19 protein-coding genes are annotated in these 18250 nt (G+C 70.6%); 12 read left to right on the top strand and 7 right to left on the bottom strand.

The features are described 5' to 3' along the window. A partial coding sequence (locus tag V8688_RS18740) for a biotin/lipoyl-containing protein (protein ID WP_342801346.1) occupies positions 1 to 322 on the bottom strand: 322 nt, incomplete at its 3' end. Between the two features lie 256 nt (positions 323 to 578). Between V8688_RS18740 and V8688_RS18735 the strand changes: the two genes are divergently transcribed. Then, entirely contained in the window at positions 579 to 923 is a 345-nt protein-coding gene (locus V8688_RS18735) for an oxidoreductase (protein ID WP_218717160.1), read from the top strand. Here the strand turns inward: V8688_RS18735 and V8688_RS18730 are convergent, their stop codons facing one another. Then, the gene (locus V8688_RS18730) at positions 924 to 2435 is read right to left on the bottom strand and encodes a leucyl aminopeptidase (protein WP_342801345.1); all 1512 of its coding nucleotides are present in this window, start codon (positions 2433 to 2435) and stop codon (positions 924 to 926) included. 9 nt (positions 2436 to 2444) lie between these two features. Beyond that, positions 2445 to 3257, bottom strand: a complete 813-nt coding sequence (locus V8688_RS18725; protein WP_308248398.1) for a helix-turn-helix domain-containing protein — start codon at positions 3255 to 3257, stop codon at positions 2445 to 2447. Positions 3258 to 3346: 89 nt separating this feature from the next. Here V8688_RS18725 and V8688_RS18720 point away from each other — a divergent pair, with 89 nt between their 5' ends. The 7 genes from V8688_RS18720 (at position 3347) to V8688_RS18690 (ending at position 11477) form a co-directional block, all read left to right on the top strand. Continuing rightward, positions 3347 to 3958, top strand: a complete 612-nt coding sequence (locus tag V8688_RS18720; protein ID WP_342801344.1) for a GNAT family N-acetyltransferase — start codon at positions 3347 to 3349, stop codon at positions 3956 to 3958. 221 nt (positions 3959 to 4179) lie between these two features. Continuing rightward, the gene (locus V8688_RS18715) at positions 4180 to 4980 is read left to right on the top strand and encodes a hypothetical protein (RefSeq protein ID WP_342801343.1); all 801 of its coding nucleotides are present in this window, start codon (positions 4180 to 4182) and stop codon (positions 4978 to 4980) included. Continuing rightward, positions 4977 to 6062: a hypothetical protein gene (locus tag V8688_RS18710; RefSeq protein WP_342801342.1), complete on the top strand. Its 1086-nt coding sequence runs from the start codon at positions 4977 to 4979 to the stop codon at positions 6060 to 6062. Before V8688_RS18715 ends, V8688_RS18710 begins: the two co-directional genes overlap by 4 nt. Before the next feature lie 46 nt (positions 6063 to 6108). Further along, a complete protein-coding gene (locus tag V8688_RS18705) occupies positions 6109 to 7590 on the top strand; it encodes a hypothetical protein (RefSeq protein ID WP_342801341.1) in 1482 nt (493 codons plus the stop codon). Continuing rightward, entirely contained in the window at positions 7587 to 8891 is a 1305-nt protein-coding gene (locus V8688_RS18700) for an AAA domain-containing protein (protein ID WP_218717150.1), read from the top strand. Before V8688_RS18705 ends, V8688_RS18700 begins: the two co-directional genes overlap by 4 nt. Positions 8892 to 9087: 196 nt before the next feature. After that, complete coding sequence (locus V8688_RS18695; RefSeq protein ID WP_342801340.1) at positions 9088 to 11100, top strand: nitrate- and nitrite sensing domain-containing protein; 2013 nt, start codon at positions 9088 to 9090, stop codon at positions 11098 to 11100. Then, positions 11097 to 11477 carry a DUF742 domain-containing protein gene (locus tag V8688_RS18690; protein WP_218717148.1) on the top strand — a complete coding sequence of 127 codons (381 nt, stop codon included), beginning with the start codon at positions 11097 to 11099 and terminating at the stop codon, positions 11475 to 11477. Before V8688_RS18695 ends, V8688_RS18690 begins: the two co-directional genes overlap by 4 nt. Here V8688_RS18690 and V8688_RS18685 read toward each other — a convergent pair. Both V8688_RS18685 and V8688_RS18680 read right to left on the bottom strand, forming a co-directional pair. After that, the gene (locus tag V8688_RS18685) at positions 11474 to 13429 is read right to left on the bottom strand and encodes a GMC family oxidoreductase N-terminal domain-containing protein (RefSeq protein ID WP_342801339.1); all 1956 of its coding nucleotides are present in this window, start codon (positions 13427 to 13429) and stop codon (positions 11474 to 11476) included. The genes V8688_RS18690 and V8688_RS18685 overlap by 4 nt on opposite strands. A 110-nt stretch (positions 13430 to 13539) precedes the next feature. After that, positions 13540 to 13941: a hypothetical protein gene (locus tag V8688_RS18680; RefSeq protein ID WP_342801338.1), complete on the bottom strand. Its 402-nt coding sequence runs from the start codon at positions 13939 to 13941 to the stop codon at positions 13540 to 13542. A 239-nt stretch (positions 13942 to 14180) separates the two neighbouring features. On the opposite strand from V8688_RS18680, the gene msrA reads away from it, so the two are divergent. The 3 genes from msrA to V8688_RS18665 are packed head-to-tail and all read left to right on the top strand — an operon-like array spanning position 14181 to position 16136. Continuing rightward, on the top strand, positions 14181 to 14696 hold the full coding sequence (msrA, locus tag V8688_RS18675) for a peptide-methionine (S)-S-oxide reductase MsrA (RefSeq protein WP_218717145.1): 516 nt from the start codon (positions 14181 to 14183) through the stop codon (positions 14694 to 14696). A 36-nt stretch (positions 14697 to 14732) separates the two neighbouring features. Beyond that, entirely contained in the window at positions 14733 to 15005 is a 273-nt protein-coding gene (locus V8688_RS18670; RefSeq protein ID WP_342801337.1) for a hypothetical protein, read from the top strand. 15 nt (positions 15006 to 15020) lie between these two features. Continuing rightward, positions 15021 to 16136, top strand: a complete 1116-nt coding sequence (locus V8688_RS18665) for a hypothetical protein (RefSeq protein WP_308248397.1) — start codon at positions 15021 to 15023, stop codon at positions 16134 to 16136. Positions 16137 to 16192: 56 nt separating this feature from the next. Here the strand turns inward: V8688_RS18665 and V8688_RS18660 are convergent, their stop codons facing one another. Then, positions 16193 to 16444, bottom strand: a complete 252-nt coding sequence (locus tag V8688_RS18660) for an excalibur calcium-binding domain-containing protein (RefSeq protein WP_218717143.1) — start codon at positions 16442 to 16444, stop codon at positions 16193 to 16195. A gap of 116 nt (positions 16445 to 16560) precedes the next feature. Between V8688_RS18660 and V8688_RS18655 the strand changes: the two genes are divergently transcribed. Further along, positions 16561 to 17595: a hypothetical protein gene (locus tag V8688_RS18655; protein WP_342801336.1), complete on the top strand. Its 1035-nt coding sequence runs from the start codon at positions 16561 to 16563 to the stop codon at positions 17593 to 17595. A gap of 18 nt (positions 17596 to 17613) precedes the next feature. Here V8688_RS18655 and V8688_RS18650 read toward each other — a convergent pair whose 3' ends face one another. Then, entirely contained in the window at positions 17614 to 18243 is a 630-nt protein-coding gene (locus tag V8688_RS18650; RefSeq protein WP_342801335.1) for a hypothetical protein, read from the bottom strand. Between the last annotated feature and the right edge of the window lie 7 nt (positions 18244 to 18250).

Genomic DNA, 18250 nt, shown 5'->3' with positions numbered 1-18250 from the left:
GCGCCGGCGCGGGCTCGGGGGCCGGAGCCGGAGCGGGTTCGGCAGGCGCGGCAGCAGGTGCGGGAGCGGCAGCGGCGGCTTCGCCGGCCTCGCTGATCACACCGAGTTCACCGCCGACCTCGACGATGTCGTCTTCCTGGGCGACGATCTTCGACAGCACACCGGCAGTGGGCGACGGGATCTCGGTATCGACTTTGTCGGTGGAGACTTCGAGCAGCGGTTCGTCGACCTCGACCGTGTCTCCTTCCTGCTTCAGCCACCTGGTCACCGTTCCCTCGGTGACGCTCTCACCAAGAGCCGGCATCTGGACGGAGAAGGCCATGTCCTCTGTCTCCTCTGACTGTTAGACGGGTAATACAACAGTGCTTCGACCCCGGCAGACACCCGTCGCGGGTCGCGGCGTACGTCCACCCCGCCGCTGGAGCGAGGCGTCCGGGAATCGTCGGTTTCTTGTTCCGGCAACCATCCTTGCACTCGCTCGCCGCCGACGTAGCGCAGGGCGGCATTCCGGGCAGAGCTGGCACCATGGAATGTACGGCGGTGAGCAGAATTCCGTCGGAGCCAGGAGGTTGTTACCGGTGGGTTTGCTGGATCGTTTCCGCGGCGCGCGCGGCCGGAGCAGGACAGTCGCTCGCGACAGCGCGTCGGAGATCGCCGCGCTCGCCGACTGGGCGCGCGCCCGCCGCGGCGTCGAGGCGTTCATCGAACCGAAAACCGCTGTGACCGATGTCACAGCGGTGCTGGTCGCCGCGGACGGCGAATGGACTCGGCGCATCGTCGGCGAACGCGGCGCCCGGCGATTGGCCGGGGCGCTGAAGATTCCGGTCTACGACGTCAACCGGACGGGCTATCCCCAGCGCATGCGCGACTACGATGCCCGCCGCCGGATCGAGCGGCGGCGGGCCCGCGAGCGCGAGCAGTGACTACTCCGCGCCGATCTCCTCGATCACCGTGATCAGCGTGCGCACCGGGACACCGGTGCCGCCCTTGCCGATGTAGCCGAACGGCCCGCCGGTGTTGTACGCCGGACCTGCGACATCCAGGTGCGCCCACTGCACGCCCTCGGGCACGAACTCCTTGAGGAACAGTGCGGCCGAGAGCATTCCGCCCCACCGGTGCGGTGCGACATTGGCCAGGTCGGCGACCTTGGAGTTGAGGTCGGCGCGCAGCTCGGCGGGCAGCGGCATCGCCCAGCCGTGCTCGCCGACCGAACGCGAGACGGCGGCGACACGGTCGCGGAACTCCTCGGTGCCCATCACGCCGGGCGTGCGGGTGCCCAGGGCGACCATCTGCGCGCCGGTCAGGGTGGCGACGTCGATCAGGTAGTCGGGCTCGTCCTCGGCGGCGCGCACGATCGCGTCGGCCAGGATGAGCCTGCCCTCGGCGTCGGTATTGAGCACCTCGACGGTGGTGCCGCCGTACTGGGTGAGCACATCGCCGGGGCGCTGCGCGGTAGCCGAGGGCATGTTCTCGGCCATCGGCACGGTCGCGGTGACGGTGACCGGCAGGCCGAGCCGGGCGGCGAGCAGGGTGGTCGCGATGACCGCCGCGGCGCCGGCCATGTCGGAGGTCATGTTCTCCATGTTGGCCGCGGGCTTGATGGAGATGCCGCCGGTGTCGAAGGTGATGCCCTTGCCGACGAGCGCGACCTTCTTGGGGCCGCCCGCGTAGGTGATGCGCACCAGGCGCGGCGGGCGCGCGGAACCCTGACCGACGCCGACGATGCCGCCGTAGCCGCCCGCGGCCAGCGCGTCCTCGTCGAGCACCTCGACCTCGAGCCCGGCCGCCTCGGCGAGCAGGCGGGCCCGCTCGGCGAACTCGGCCGGGTACAGCGCGCTCGGCGGAGTGTTGACGAAATCGCGCGCGGTCGCGACGGCCTCGGCGACGAGCTGGGCGCGCAGCAGTTCCAGCACGCCGAATTCGGGTTCGGGAACCAGCAATTCGACGCGCAGCACCGGCTGCTCGTCGGGCTTGGGCGCGCTCTTGGCCGACTTGAAGGTGGTGAAGGTGTACGCGCCGAGGTAGAAGCCCTCCGTCGCGGCGGCCAGGTCGACGCCCGAGAGGGTGGTCGCGACGAGTTCGGTGCCGCTGAGCGCGCGCCCGGCGACACCGGCGCTACGGCGCACCTGCTCGGCATCGACCTTGTCCGCCGCGCCGAGGCCGACCGCGAGCACGCTGGTCACATCGGCCAGCGCCGCGGGCGCGGGCACCCGGGTGAGTTCCTCGGGCTTGCCCTTCGCGCCGACCGCGCCGAGAGCGTCGAGCAGCTCCGCGCGAACCTCGGCGGTGAGCACGTCGCCGAACAGGTCGGCGGGGACGATGGCCGGTCCGTTCTCCGAGGACGTCAAGCCGATCACCAGGACATCGGTGTCCGGGCTGATGGTTTCGGTACGTGCCAATTCCGGTCCGAGTGAACGATCTGCAACAGCGGTCATCGCCCCAGATTATGCGGTCGGCCTCGGCTGCCGCATCGCGACGCCGTCGAGCAGTAGTGCGACACCGGCGGTGAGCAGTTCGTCGAAGGAGAGGTCGGGTCCGTGCGGCTCGGCGGCGAACATCCGGTGCAGCACCGGGCGGGCGCACGGGTCGAGGAGTTCGGCGAGTTCGGCGCGCACCGGGTCGGCGGTCGCGATCGCGGCGGCACCGATGCGGTCGCCGCGATCGGTGCTCCACATCAGCGCCAGGCCCTGGACCATGCCGGAGTAGGCGAGGTAGATCGTGAGCATCTCGCCGCTGGTCAGGTCGAGTTCGTCGAGCGCGGCGAAGGAGCGCTCCAGTGAGTCGAGCAGGGCCGGGCCCAGTGGCGGCCGGGTGCGGGCGAGCACGGTGAGGATCCACGGGTGCCGCCGATAGAGTCGCCATTCCCCGTCGGCCTCGGTCGCCAGGGCGGCGCGCCAGTCCGGGGCCGGCGCGGGTGCGGGGGTGCGCGCGAGCGCCAGTTCCGTCATCGCCGCCAGCAGGGCCTCCCGGTCGGGGAAGTGCCGGTAGAGCGCGGCGGTCGCGACGCCGAGTTCGCCGGCGAGGCGACGCATGGTGAGGCCGTCGAGCCCGTCCCGGTCGGCGACCTCGATCGCCGTGGCGGCGATGTGCACCGGGGTCAGCCTGGTCGGCCGGGCACGGCGTACCGGCGGGCGCCGGTCCCGGCGGGCCCGGTAGGCCCGCCCCTGACAGGACCGGGAGCAATAGCGGCGCACCCGGCCTCGGTCGGCCTGCTCCACCTCGCGTCCACAGTGCACGCACAGCGTCGATTTCCGCACACCAACCAGTGTGACGAAATACTCGTAACCCTGCTGGCGCACTCCTAGATTGGCGACTACGCACACTGTTCACCCAGGAGGAGAGACCGATGAACGTCCACGTCAGGCAGGCCCGTCCCGACGAACTCGCCGCGGTCGCCGACGCTTTCGTCGCGGCGAGTCTGGACGAGGTCGTCTCGGCGTGGATCCGCGCCGGCGACCCGGAGATCGAGCAGGCCTATCGCACCACGTTCGGACCGCAGTTCGTGGCCAAGGCCTTGGCCGAGGACGAGGTGTGGGTCGCGGGCGACGGCGAGGACATCTGGGCGGTGTCGCTGTGGCAGACGGTCACCTCCGCCGACCGGCTCGCCGCCGAAGCCGACGAAGCGCGCGCGCTGCTGAAGGCGGCGCCCGATGTCGTGTCGTTCCGGCGGATGGCGGCGGTCTCGAGCCTGGTCGCCGCCGCGCATCCGCGCGAATTCCCGCACCGCTACCTGCATGTCATCGTCACCGTGCCCGAGCATCGCGGCAAAGGCGCGGGCGGCGCGATCCTGACCGATCGGCTCGCGGCCTTCGCCGACGCGGGCGAAACGGCGTATCTGGAAGCCAGTACGACCAGATCGTCGCGGCTCTACGCCCGCCACGGCTTCGCGCACGAAGGCGAGCCGATCGAGTTGCCCGACGACGGACCGACCCTGCTGCCCATGTGGCATCGAGGCTGAGCGGCCCGTTCCGCAGGGCGACGCCGTCCGGCGCGCACGGCTGCCGGAGGGAGAACGCCAGGCCGGGCCCGCGCGGCAGCGCGGCGCTCGACGACGGCGGTGGCAAATTCTGGCAACCGCGGCCTACGGGGGCGGATCCTCGATGTGGTCCACGCGGCAATCCGGTGGTGAATACTGGCAAACACTGGACAACACTGGAACTGCTGAATACGCTCACGCTCGTGACGGACACGGCCGAGGAGCTGGAGGCGCGCATCGCCGACCTCCGCGCCGAGGTGCGCCGGGCCGCCGCGTCCGGCGATCGCGCCACCGCCCGGCAGCTGCGCGCGGAACTGCGCAAGACCGAATCCGCCTGGGACGCTGTCGTCCTGGGGTCGATCCCGGAGCCCGCCGCCGCGCCGGAACGGGCCGACGCGCCCGCCGTGCCGGTCCGCGAGCACGTGCACCGCGCGCTGACGCTGCTGTCGGTGCCGTCCTCGCCCAAACTCGTCCTGGCCGTGCACGAGGCGTTCTTCTCCGGCGAACTCCTGCCCGCCCGGTTGACCAGCCTGCGCCGCGACGAGGAACGCTCGTTCCGTTCGGCGCCGTATGCCCGGCCGTACTACCTGTGCGCGGCGCTCACGACGGATCTGCTGTCGCAGGCGCGCGGATTGCTCGCGGTGAGCTCCTGGCCGCTCGAGCGCCGGATGGTGGGTCCGCTGAGTCCGCGTGTCGGCCTGCTGATCTCGGCGATCCGACTGGCCGACCACCTCGCGGCGCAGCCTGCCGCGACGCAGGCGGGACAGCGCGTACTGTGGCGGCTCGCCGTCTCGATTCCCGGTGTGTCGGGCGCGCCCGACACACTGGACCCGGCGGCGGTGATCGAGGCCGCCCGGCGGGAGCTGGCCGTCCACGAGGACGAGGACGCACGGCAGCGCATCGCGGCCGCGCGCCGGGCGTCCGAACAGCTGGCCGATCCGGCCGCCCAACTATTCGGGGTTCGGCTCGGGGTGGCCGACCGGCGACGAATCGAGGTGAAATGAGCACTCTCGCAGCACAGCTGGACCAGTTGCGCGGCGCGGCGCCCGCGACCAGGCACAACGCCCGCACCATCGCCGCGCTCACGGCCAATCCCGGGTGCGCCCGGCGCGCCCTGCTCGACGCGGCCGCGGTCGACAAGACCGTGATCGCCCAATCGCTCGGTTTCCCACCACAGTTCGGTCAGTCCCAGTTCGCCATCACCCGTGGCAACGCCTTCGAATCGATGGTGAAGGCCAACGGCTGCGCCGAACTGCTGGCGCTGCTGCGCGACAAGCTCGGCCTCACCATCCCCGAAGTCGCCTACCACGACCTGAACTCGGTCGGCGAGAACACCGGCAACGCCGTGCGGTATCAGCGCACCCGGCAGTTGCTGAAGTCGACGATCGTCGCGGGCGACGGCACTCTGTTCGACCATCCGATGCTGCGTCTGGACATCGCCGGTGCCGCCGCCTACCTGGAGCCCGACGTGGTCGCCGTGCAGCTCGACGGCAAGTTCCACGTCGTCGAGATCAAGGCGTTCCCGGTGATCGACGGGCAGGCCGACCCGGCCCAGGTCGCGGCGGCCGCCCGCCAGTCCGCGGTGTATGTGATCGCGTTGCGCGAGTTGATGACCGAGATCGGCGAGTCTCCGGAGCTGGTCTCGCACAACACGATCCTGGTGTGCGCGAAGGACTTCACCAACCGGCCGACCGCCGCCCTGGTCGACCTGCGCAAGCAGCTCGCGGTCGTGTCCCGGCAGCTGACCCGGCTCACCGCCATTCCCGAACTGCTCGAACTGCTGCCGCCCGAGGCCACCTTCGCGCCGGGGGAGGACCTGGAGAAGACGATCGCGGCCATTCCCGCCCGCTACGCCCCGGAGTGCATGTCGAGCTGCGAGCTCGCTTTCGCCTGCCGCGACGAGGCCAGGACCTGCGGTTCGGTCGACGCGCTCGGCCGCGGCGTGTGCGACGAGGTCGGCGGCATCGAGAATCTGCACACCGTCCTGGGTCTGGCCGACGGGACGCTGCAACCGGGACCCGAGCACGCCGACATCACCGCCATGCTGCGCACCGCGCACCGGTTGCGGCTGGAGATCGCCGGATGAGCGTGCGGCAGATGCGCGCGGCCGTGTGCACGGTCAGGGGGCAGGGATGAGCGTGCTGTCGGCCCTCGCCAAGGCCGAGGCGGTCCGCGCGGGCCGAGCCCAGCCGACCGCGGCGGTGCGGCACCTGCACCTGGGCGAGCGGCCGCTGGTCGCGGTGCCGCTGCGGCTGGCCGGTGAGGCGGCGGCGCCGCTGGCGATCATGATCGGCACCGCGCGCGGCGACCAGAACGTGCTGATCGTGCCGCAGCCACGCGACCGGGTCCTGCGGCTGCGGTTCATCGAGCAGCTGGCCGACATCGTGCTGCCCTACCTCGCGTCGTTCCTGGCCGAGAGCGAGGAACTCACCAGCAAGGCGGGCGAGACCTACACCCGCTGCCTGGACGCACCGCAGATCTGGACGCCGAACGAGGGCGGGGTGAACTTCCTCAAGCTGCTGGGCCGCTCGGTCCGTTTCCACCGCACCGACGGCGACAACCCGGTGCCCGTCTCGATTCCCCTGCTGGGCCGTTGGCTGACCTGGTTCGGCGACCGGGCCGAGCACCCCGGGTCGGCGGTGCTGCCCGCGATGACCTCGGCGCTGTCGGCGCACTGGGCCACCGGCCAATCCGCGCTCGAGGACGGCAATCTCGCCGCGCTGCTGGGCTGGATCGACCCGCCACCGGGCCGCACCGGCGCCGAAGCCGCGGCCATCGCCGAGGACCCGTTGCAGTCCCCGCCCGCGGGTCCGGCCACCGATCCCGGCTTCGACAACGAGGAACTCGCGCCGCTGATCGCCGCCTACAGCGCCGCCGTGGACGAGAACGCCAGGGCCGTCGCCGCCGAACGGCTCGAGCGGTCGCTGCGCGGTCAGCTCGAACCCACCTGGCAGCTGATGTGGCGCGCGCTGGACCTGCTGCGCGCGCTGCCGCCGGGCGCCAGCGTGGAGAACCGGTGGACCGACGATCGCGGCGCGTTCTCCTATTTCGCGGCCGAGGTCGCCGAGGGCACGCCGCAGGCCCGGCGCGATCCCGCCGTGCGCGCGGTGCGCAGGTTGCTCGAACGCGAGCGCGCCCTGGAAGCGCTGCAGGCCCAGTGCGCCTTCGACGATCCGCTGCGCATGCTCGAGCACCGGGTCACCGGGGCGGCGTTTCGCGGCACCGTCGTGCACAGCGAACCGGACCGTGTCGACCGTTCGGGCGCGCGCCCGAAACTGCGCCCGCACATCCACATTCGCACCACCGATCCGTTCCTGGCGGTCGTCGGCGAGGAGCTGACCTGTGTGGAGCGGCCCAAGCAGAGCGGGGTCGTCGTCGAGATCGACGGCGACCGCATGGTGCTGGAACTCTCGGGTGGGATGGGCCGCAAGCTCGTCGCCGAACCGGGCTCGGTGCCGACCGACGGTGAGGCGCTCGGGTTCGCCCGGTTCTCGCCGTCGCCGTTCAACGGTCTGCTGAATCTGCCCGCACGCGAGGACACCCCGTGGACGCACGGCGGCCCGCCGCCGGAATGGGTGCCGCCCACCGACGACGAAGGGGAGGAGCTGCAGTGACCACGCCGGACGAGGCCGTCGCGAACATTCTCACCGACCTGCGCGACGCGAGTCATCGCGCCATCGTCGTCGACTCGCCGCCCGGGGCGGGCAAATCCACGCTGGTCGTGCGCGCCGCCCGCCAGCTCGCCGAGGACGACGACCAGCGGATGATCGTCGCCCAGACCAACGAACAGGTCGACGACCTCATCGACCGCCTCGCCGGCGCCGACCCGGGAATGCGCATCGGGCGCCTGTCCAGCACCGCCTACGTCACCAGCGAGCGGGTCGACCAGCACGCCAACGTCCGCGTCGCGACTAAACCCGGCGATCTGGCCGATCGCACCATCGTCATCGGGACGGCCGCCAAATGGGCCACCATCACCGAGGGCAGCTGGTCGCACGCGATCATCGACGAGGCGTATCAGATGCGCTCGGACATGTTGTTGCGCATCGCGAACCGGTTCGATCGCGGGCTGTTCGTCGGCGATCCGGGGCAGCTCGATCCGTTCGCGACCGTCGAGACCGCGCGCTGGGCCGGGCTCACCTGGGATCCGACGATGAGCGCGGTGAGCGTGATGCTCGCCAACAACGACAACATCCCGATCCACCGGCTGCCGGTGTCGTGGCGATTGCCCGCCACCGCGGCGCCGGTCGTCTCGCAGGCCTTCTACCCGTTCACCGGTTTCGAGTCCGGCACCGGATTCGGTGACCGCAGGATGGCTTTCACCACCCGTGGCCTCGGCGGATCGATCGACGCGGTGCTCGAGGAAGCGGCCGCGACGGGCTGGGGCTGGTACGAACTGCCCGCCCGGCACACCCTGCGCACCGACCGCGAGGCGGTGCACGCGCTCGCCGCGATCGCCGCCCGGCTGATCGAGCGCGGCGCCACCGCGCACTCCGAATCGGGCAGTCACCCGGTCACCACCGACCGGGTCGCCATCGGTACCGCCCACCGCGACCAGGCCGACGCCGTGCGGACCGCCCTGCGCGGCACCGCCGCCGAGCCGGTCACCGTCGATACCGCCAACCGGCTTCAGGGCCGCGAGTACGACGTCACCCTGGTGCTGCACCCGCTCTCGGGCCGCCGCGACGCCAGCGCCTTCCACCTCGAAGCGGGCCGATTGTGCGTGCTCGCCTCCCGGCACCGGCACGCCTGCATCCTGGTCGGCCGCGCCGGCATCCCGGAACTCCTCGACGCGCACCCCTCGGCCGAACCGGTCCATCTCGGGGTGCCGGTGAAGTTCCCCGACGGGTGGGAGGCGAATCAGTCCGTGCTGAGCCATCTGACGCGACACCGGGTGCGCGCGACCGCGCTCTGAGATCACGTGACGGTTCACCGTCGCGGTGCTGTGAGTTTGCTTGACACGAGGGCTTTTTCGCGTCCCACGCAAACCGCGCGCGGGTGCGGCCGGTCGGTTAGTCTCTGGCGCGAAGACAAGCGTGCCGGATCGTCTGTGTCGCGGGCGCAGCACGCAGCGGAGCGCCGGGGCGGCTCCGGGAGCGGAAAGTTTCGGTGTGAAGAACTGGCGTAACTCGTTGCTCGGGACATCGTGGTGGGGCGGGCGCGGTGTTCGCGGCCGGGTGAGCGTGCGGATCCGGCTCCTGTCGATCGTGCTGATCTCCAGTGTGATCCTGCTGGTCACCGGTGGTGGCGCGGCGGTGTATCTGGTGGACTCGGCGCGCGAATCCACCGAATGGGCCGAGCTGGCGAGCAGCACCACCGCGCCGGCGATCCTGATGGTCTCGGCGTTCCAGGAGGAGCGCAGGCTGTCGCTGCTGCGGTTGGCCGGTGACCCACCGTCCACGCCCGCCCTGGTCACCGCCCGCCAGCGCTCCGACGAGGCGCTCGCCGCGGTGATGGCCAAGGGCGACGCCGCGCGCAAGCTCAATCCCGACGGTTCGGCCGAGGACATCGAGGGCTACAACAAGCTCTTCGCCATGGTGCCGACGGTGCGCGGCGGCGTGGACGCGCTCCAGATCCCGCCGGATCAGGTGTTCACGTTCTTCTCCCAGGTGATCGGCACGATCGTCGCCGCGTCGATGCTGGCCGCCCGGGTGGCGCCGCAGGCGAAGATCGGCATCGAACTGAGCTACGGCGTGGAACAGTTGCGCGCCGCCGAGGCGCTGTCGCAGGCCGACACGCTCGGCTCGGTGGCCTTGACCAACGGCCGGATGTCGGCCGCCGAGCTGGCCGACTTCGGGCACCGGGTCGGCGAATTCCGTGGCGAGGTGGCCTATTCGGCCACGGTGCTGAAGGGCGACCGGCTCGCCCAGCTCGGTGCGATCACCGCGAGCGCGGACTGGCAGCAGGTGACCTCGATGCAGGACGCGCTGGTGACGCGCGGTCCGGTCGGCAACGATCGCGGGGACGCGGCGCTGCCACTGAGCCTGGCGGGCTGGCAGGACGCCTCCCGGCACGTGAATCTCGCGTTGCAGAAGCTGTGGGCGGACCAGAGCGGCGACGCCCACGTCATCGCCCGGCAGCAGGGGGAGACCGACACCCGTAACGCCCTGCTCGGCGGCGCGCTCGTCGCGGCGCTGGCGGTGGGCGCCTTCCTGGTGGCGCTGGTACTGGCCAACCGGTTCATCGCCCGCATGCGGCGGTTGCGCCACGACACCCTGGAACTGGCCGACGAGCGGATGCCCGACCTCATGCGCAGACTCGCCGCGGGCGAGCAGGTCGAGGCCCGCGCGGAGACCTCCCGGCTGGACTTCGGCTCCGACGAGCTCGGCCAGGTCGCGGCCGCGTTCAACCGCGCGCATCTGGCCGCGGTGTCGGCGGCGATCGCCGAGGCCCAGACCAGGGCGGGCATCAATACCGTGTTCCTCAATATCGCCCACCGCAGCCAGGTCGTCGTGCACCGCCAGCTCGCCCTGCTCGACCGCGCCGAACGCGACGAGAGCAACGCCGATCAGCTCGAATTGCTGTTCCAGCTCGACCATCTCGCGACCCTCACCCGCCGCAACGCCGAGAACCTCATCATCCTCGGCGGCGAGCAGCCGGGCAGGCGCTGGCGCAATCCCGTCGCGCTGCTGGAACTGGTCCGCGGCGCCATCGCCGAGAGCATGGACTACACCCGGATCCAGACCAAGCAGATGCCCGAGGTGCGCATCGCCGGCCACGCGGTCGCCGACGTGATCCACCTGCTCGCCGAACTGATGGACAACGCGACGGCGTTCTCGCCGCCGGAGGCGCACGTGGTGGTGTCCGGGGTGGTGGTCGGGCGCGGTGTGGCGGTGGAGATCACCGACCAGGGTCTCGGCATGCCGGAGGCCGATCTCGCCGCACGCAACGCGATGCTGGCCGACCCACCCGAGTTCAGCGTGGCGACGCTGTCCGGTAGCTCCCGGCTCGGCCTGTTCGTCGTCGCGAAACTGGCAGGCAGGCACAACATCTCGGTGCGGCTGTCGGAATCGGTCTACGGCGGGGTGCGCGCGGTCGTGCTGATTCCCTCGGCGCTGGCCGAGGCGAGCGATCCGTCCGCGCCGATCTCCGGCCAGTTCCCCGCCGTCTCCCCGCGCGTATGAGCGACGAACGCGAACACTGGTACGAGGAGGACGCCGGGCCGATCGTGCGTCTCTACGCGGTCACCCGCGGGCGCGGCCGGACCGAGCGCGACGAACTCGACCTCACGACCCTGCTGGTCGACGCTGGCGCGGGCACCCGCTTGCGGCGGCCCGAACCCGAGTACGCCGCGATCGTCGACCTGTGCCGCACCCCGATGGCGGTGGCCGAGGTGTCGGCGCACCTGGGACTGCCACTGAATCTGGCCAAGGTGCTCATCGCCGACCTGATCGACGAGGGCAGGCTGATCGCCCGCGCCCCGCAGCACCGCGCGGTCGGCAATGCCGACCTCGGGGTGCTGCGGGCCGTCCTCGCCGGCATCCGCCGGGTCGACGGCTAGGTGAGCCCGGCCGCCAGACGCTTGGCGTTCATGTAGCCGATCGCCTCGATGGTGACCATCGGGTTCACCCCCGGTGCGGTGGGGAAGGTGGAGCCGTCGGCCACGACGATGTTGTCGACATCCCAGGTGACGCCGTCCGGGTTGGTCGCCGACAGTTCCGCGCTGCCGCCCATCCGGGCCGAGCCCATGATGTGCAGCGCGCCCAGCGAGCAGCGGCCCGGTCCGTAGCCCGCCTTCTTGCAGGCCGCGTCGAATTCCGCGAGCGAACCGCGCACGCCGGGCTCGAATGAGATGCCCGCCTGGTGGCCCGAGTAGATGCGCTGCGCGCCCGCGGCTTCGAGCACCGAGGCCGCGCCGACGATGCCGGTGTGCAGGTGGTTCGCGTCGTAGTCGGAGAGCCGGTACTTCACCACGGCCTCGCCGCTGCCGTCGATCGAGACGGTGCCCGGATCGCGGTCGCGGGTGATCACGCCGATCGAGTTGGTGCGGGCGAAGTCGAGCATGGTGTCCCGGTGCGCGGCCGCGCCGCGCCAGCTCATGAAACCGGTCGCCAGACCCGGATGGATCGGCCCGGTCTCGTAGATGACGCCGTAACCGTTGCCGTCGAGATCGGCGTGGTGCCTGCTGATGCGCGCCTGCAACGCGCCCTCCCAGGGCCGGATCTCCTCCTCGAACACCCCGAACACCGCGGCGGCGGGATGCAGGCGCAGGTGCTTGCCGATGTTCTTGTTGCGCAGGCCCGAACGCTGCAGCAGCGCCGGTGTCTGGATGGCGCCCGCGGCGACGACCACCGCGCGCGCCCGCACCGTGATCTCGACACCGTCGGACGTGCGGGCCGAGACCGACTCCGCCCGACCGGCTTTCACCGTGATCGTGCGGACATCGGCGTCGACCACCAGGCGCGCCCCGTACCCGGCGGCGTCCTGGAGCCAGGTCTTGGTGACCGACTGCTTCGCGCCGAGCCTGCACCCGTAACCACACCGACCGCATTCCACCGCGGCGTCGCAGGCGTCGCCGACATTGCGCGGCAGGGTGTCGACATCCCAGCCGAGCGCTTTGGCGCCACGCTCGAGGATGCCGTCACGGGCCGAGAGCGGCGACCGGCCGCCGGTCACCCCGATCCGGCGCTGCACCGTGTCGAGCGCGGCACCGAATTCGTCGTCGGCGAACTGCGGGACCCCCGATTCGGCCCATTCCTTGCGGACGTTGTCGGGGGTGGGCAGCGAGGTACTCCAGTTGACGACGGTGCCGCCGCCGAGGCAGGACCCCGCCACCAGCGTGATCTGCCCCTCCGCCGACGCGGGCGGACCCGAGGCGTACAGGCTGGTCAGCGCGTCGAGCTCACCGTGGCCGAAATCCTTGTCGTCGTAGTAGTTTCCGCGTTCGAGGACCACCACGTCCAGGCCCGCCTCGGCCAGTACCGCGGCCGCCGCGCCCCCACCGGCGCCGGAGCCGACCACGACGACATCGCAGTCGAGGGTGGTCGCTTCGGTGTATCGCTGCGGGGTGAGCGCGGGCGCGGGGGCATCTGCCAGCGGCCCGGTCGGGGCGGGATAGCCGATCTTCTCCCACAGCGGGTTGGTCCCGGTCGGGCCGGGTGTCACGTTGTAGGCCAGCAGCGAGGCCTGCTTGAGCGCTTGGAACACCGCGCGCGCCGGCGCCAGCCCCGAATCGGCCAGCCGCAGCAGCGCGGCCTCGCGACGCTGCTGCGACAGCGACGAGAACCGGCGCGGGCCACTGCCGGTCAGCAGCCCGAAGACGCGAGAATCCCACAGCCCCAACAACATCGCCAGCTGCTTCTGATCTGCTTCCCGCGGATTGCGACCCAGAATCCGGAAGATCGTGTCGACCGTCCCGAGCTCGGTCGCCGGCGGTAGTCCGAACTCGTCGCCCGGCAGGAATGTGTCACAGATCAAGCCCAGCGCTGCCCGCTGCGCGGCTGTTGGTTCCATACGGAAACCACCCCTTCTCACTCTGGGGTGATTTGTATCACGGGTCGTGCGGGCGTGCTCGGTGTCGCCGGGTTTCGGGCCGGGCAGCGCGCACCCGGCCCGATCGGCGGCTAACGGCGGCCGGTGGCGACCGTGAACTGCAGTGTCTTCAGCGTCGGTGTCGACAGTTCGACATCGGCGGTGGCGGCCGTTTTCGCCGTGGCCTCGCCGGGGTAGGCGGTCACCTGGTAGCGGCCCGGTTGCAGGCCGCGGAAGCTCACCTGTCCGTCGGCGCCGGTGGACAGGTGCCGGTGGATGGTGTCGCCACAGGCGTCGAAACCGGTCAGGACCACCTCGCCGCCGGTGATCGGCTTTCGGGTGGACTCGTCGAGCAGGACCGCGTCGATCTGCCCGGTGGCCGCCGGGTCGGGCGTGCGTAGCGCTAGGTCGTTTTGTCGCGATTGTCTGGCTTCGCAGGTCGAGGTCTGCTCGACGGTGTCGGCGCTGCCGGGATGGGCTCCCGCGGTGGTCACCGCACCCGCTGTGAGAGCGACTGCGGCCAGTCCGATCATCGAATACCGGGCAACGACGCTACGTGGCATTTCGCCGACTTCCTCCTGTTTCCTGGGTGACGCTGGGGCACACATGGACGTTCCTGAGGTATCGCTCGCGCGGCGAGCCTACTGGCGGGAATTCCGGGGCCGACAGGGGAGTTCCATAGAGGCGGTTGTGGCCGTTCTGTGCGACCGTGGAGCTCTATGAAGGAGGACGCGTGACCGAAACCCGTAAGGCGATTCTGGCCGGTGGATGCTTCTGGGGCATGCAGGATCTGATCCGCCGTCAACCGGGCGTGCTGTCGACGAGGGTCGGCTACACCGGTGGCAGCAACGATCACCCCACCTATCGCAACCACCCCGGCCACGCCGAGGCCGTCGAGATCGAATACGACCCGGCACAGACCGACTACCGGGCCCTGCTCGAGTTCCTGTTCCAGATCCACGACCCCACCACCAAGGATCGTCAGGGCAACGACATCGGCTCGAGCTACCGCTCGGCGATCTTCTATCTCGACGAGGACCAGCGCCGCACGGCGATCGACACCATCGCCGACGTCGACGCCTCGGGCCTGTGGCCGGGCAAGGTCGTCACCGAGGTGACCCCGGCGAGCACCTTCTGGGATGCCGAGCCGGAGCATCAGGACTACCTGATCCGCTACCCCGACGGCTACACCTGCCACTTCCCGCGCCCGGGCTGGAAGCTGCCCAAGCGGGCCGAGGCCGAGAAGTAGCCCTTCGCGACCCGTTCGCCCCGGTCTCGCGCCGGGGTGTTCGGTGCGGCGGTTCTTCCCGCCGAGTTTCCCGCATTCCGCACCGACGATCCGGTCGGTAATCGTGTCGAATTCGTTGCACCGCTGATTCCGTCGAAACACCGTGCCGTTTTCCCGTGGGCCTGGGCGGCCGAATTCCCCGCTGTGCCGGGCTCGGCGCAGGAAAACCGCACGTGGGGCGGGTGGTGTGAAATGATCGGACCCATCGGCGTGACCGTGGCGCCGGATCGGAAGACTCATATCGGCGGCTTCGGTCGTCGCACAAGGTGAGGGGATGCGATTCGGATGACGTATGGACAGCAGCAACCCGGGTATCCACCGGCGGGGCCGAAACTCGGTGTCGGCGACGCCATCGGTTACGGCTGGGACAAATTCAAGAACAACGCGGTGGTGTGGATCGCGATCGTGCTGATCGCGTTCGTCATCCAGGTGGCGATCAACTTCCTGTTCGGCCTGGGGAACACGACCGATACCGACTATGACGGTGGCATCAGCATCGGCTTCGGTATCTGGCAGTTCATCGGCACCGTCGTCAGCGCCGTCATCGGCTATTTGATCTCCGCCGCGTTCGTGCGCGGCGCGCTGCACGAAACCGATGGGCGCAAACCGGGATTCGGTGATTTCTTCCAGTTCACCAATGTCGGCGCGGTGATTCTGGCCGGCATTCTGGTCGGTCTGGCCACCGGCATCGGCTTCGTGCTGTGCATCCTGCCGGGTCTGGTGATCGCCTTCTTCACCTGGTGGACGATGCAATTCGTGATCGACCGGAACCAGGACGCGGTGACGGCGATCAAATCGAGTTTCTCGGCGATCTCGAGCAATGCCGGACCCCTGCTGCTGCTGACGCTGGCGCTGTTCGGCATCAATATCGTCGGCGCGCTGCTGTGCGGTCTCGGCCTGCTGGTGACGGTCCCGCTGACGATCATCGCCTCGACCTACGCGTACCGGGTGGTGACCGGCGGACCGGTCGTCGGCGCCGCGACCGCCGTCGCCGATCCCGGCTACCCGCAGCAGTACGGCGGGCCCGCAGGCGGATTCGGTCAGCCGGGTCAGCCCGGGTACGGGCAGCCGGGGTACCCCGGTCAGCCCGGTTACGGTGGTCCGGCTCAGGGGGGTCAGCCCGGTTATGGCGGCCCCGCTCAGGGCGGTCAGCCCGGCTATGGTGGTCCGGCTCAGGGCGGTCAGCCCGGTTACGGTGGCCCGGCCGAAGGTGGTCAGCCTGGCTACGGCGGCCCTGCGCAGGGTGGGCAGCCCGGGTACGGCGGTCCGGCCGAAGGTGGTCAGCCGGGTTATGGCACCCCCGGCACGAGCCCGGGCTACGGCACGCCGGGCGGACCCGAAGGCAGGCCCGACCTGGGCAAGCCGGGCGAGGGCCCCGGCAGTCCCGATATCGACCGCTGACCCCGCACAGGAAAGGGGGCGTGCGATGCACCGCATCGCACGCCCCCTTTTTCGTGCTACTCGCAGCCGATGCCGTCACCGTCACGGTCGAGGCCGTACTCGTCGGGCCCGATCACCTGGACGCGTCCGGTGTAGACCGGTCCGTTCCCGCTGCCGCCCTCGCAGTCGACATCGCTGACGATCGGTAGGCAGGGGGAGTAGGACTTGTGGCAGTTGCCCGACGGCTGGGCGGTGGCCACGGCCGGTGTCACGATCGCGAAAGCGAAGGCCGCGAGGGCGGCCGATCCCAGGGTGACGGCGAATTTCATGGTGCTCCGTTCAGTTGTACAGCGGCGCACAGCTTTTCACGGGCTGTCGGTTTGCCGGAAATCTGCGGATCGGTACCTGCGGGTAATCTGGGGTCTCGGGCGAGAGGGAGGCCGCGATGCGGGGGATGTGGCGGAAGTGGTCGTGGTGGACGCGGAGCGCGGTGCTCGTGCTCGTGGTGCTCGCCGTGGTGTCGCTGCCGGTCGCGGGGGTGGTGACGGCGTTGCTGGCGCACAACATCGGCGAGCAGTCCGAGCACGCGCGCACCCGGGGCAAGGACGCCTTCTGGCTCGGGCACGCGTGGGTGGACGGCCGCAAGACCGACGCCGATGTCGACCGGCTGGCGACGTTGCTGGCGGGCACCGGTATCCGCGATCTCTACGTGCACACCGGCCCGCTCGAACACGACGGGAGCCTGCGCGACGAGCTGGCGCCACGGGCGCGCTGGTTCGTCGACGCGGTGCACGCGAAGGTGCCGGGCGTGCGGGTGCAGTCGTGGCTCGGTGACATCGTGCGGCCCGAATTCGATGGTCTGGACGTGGAATCGGCGCCGTCGCGCGACCGCGTGGTCGCCTCCGCGCGCCGGGTCCTGGAATACGGCTTCGACGGAATCCACTACGACCTGGAGCCGATCCGGTCCGGCTCCCCGGGCTTCCTCGCGCTGCTCGACGCGACCAGGGCGGTGACCTCGGCGGCGGGGGTCCCGCTGTCGGTCTCGGCCCCGGTCATCGATCCGCTGCCCGGCCTGCACTCGGTGGGCATCGCGCTCGTCGATCACGGGAAATGGTGGAGCCAAGCCTATTTCGCCGAGGTCGCGCGCCGCGTCGAGCAGGTGGCGGTGATGTCCTACGACACCGCGATGCCGACCCAGGCCCTCTACAGCGGATACCTGGCCCAGCAAACCGAACTGGCCGCCGAGGTGACCCCACACGAGGTCGACCTGCTCATGGGCGCACCCGCGTTCTGGGCCGACGACCCCGGCCACGACGGGTCCTCGGAAACGGTGGCCGCCGCCGTCCGCGGCATCCGGCTCGGCCTGACCCGAGCCGACGTGGACCGGGCGAATTTCGGGGTGGCGTTGTACGTGGATTTCGCGGCCAGACCCCAGGACTGGACGGACTACCGGCAGGGTTGGTGCCGCCTGCCCGGCTGAATCGGACCCGGCCGAGGGTCAGGCCGCGGTCCTGCTCAGCCACGGGTGGTCGGGGTGGACCAGTTCCAGCCACGAGGTCAGGCGGGCGCGGCGCTGCTCGGACAGCAGCGGCAGTGCTCGGCGGAGATCGGCGTCGTCCTTCGGGCGGTGGGCTTTTGCCTTGAACAGCAGGACGACCTCCGGGATCAGGTAGGGGATGCCGGAGGGGGTGGTGCGGATCAGATCGGAGTAGGGGAGGGTGATCGTCGGGTCGCGGCGGCAGATCCAGGTGTCGCCGTCGTGGGGTTCGCGGAAGACGTCGAGGTGGAACGCGCCGGTGTAGGGATCGCGGAGCCAGGTCTGGTGCAGGTCGTCGCGGTCGGCGGCGCGGGCGTAGGGCCACAGGTGGCCGTCGCCGACGATGTCCCACTCGTATTCGGGGAAGGCGTCGGCGATCTCGGGGAAAGCCGTTCGGGGGACGGCGATCTCGATGTCGTCGTGCGCGCGGGAGATCCCGCCCGCGAACAGATCGATCGCCCAGCCGCCCGCGACCGCCCACGGCGCGAAGCAGGAGTCGAGACGGGCGGCGACGACGCTCGGGGTCCACGGGTCCCAGCGGCGGGTGGCTTCGGTGTCGGTGATCGGACGGGCGCCGTCCGGTGAGCTCATGAATCCA

This window comes from Nocardia sp. No.11 (assembly GCF_038752175.1).
In the GTDB taxonomy this organism is placed as follows: domain Bacteria; phylum Actinomycetota; class Actinomycetes; order Mycobacteriales; family Mycobacteriaceae; genus Nocardia; species Nocardia canadensis.
The sequence above is the reverse complement of the archived record's forward strand: the minus strand, read 5'-3'. Positions and strand labels throughout refer to the sequence as shown.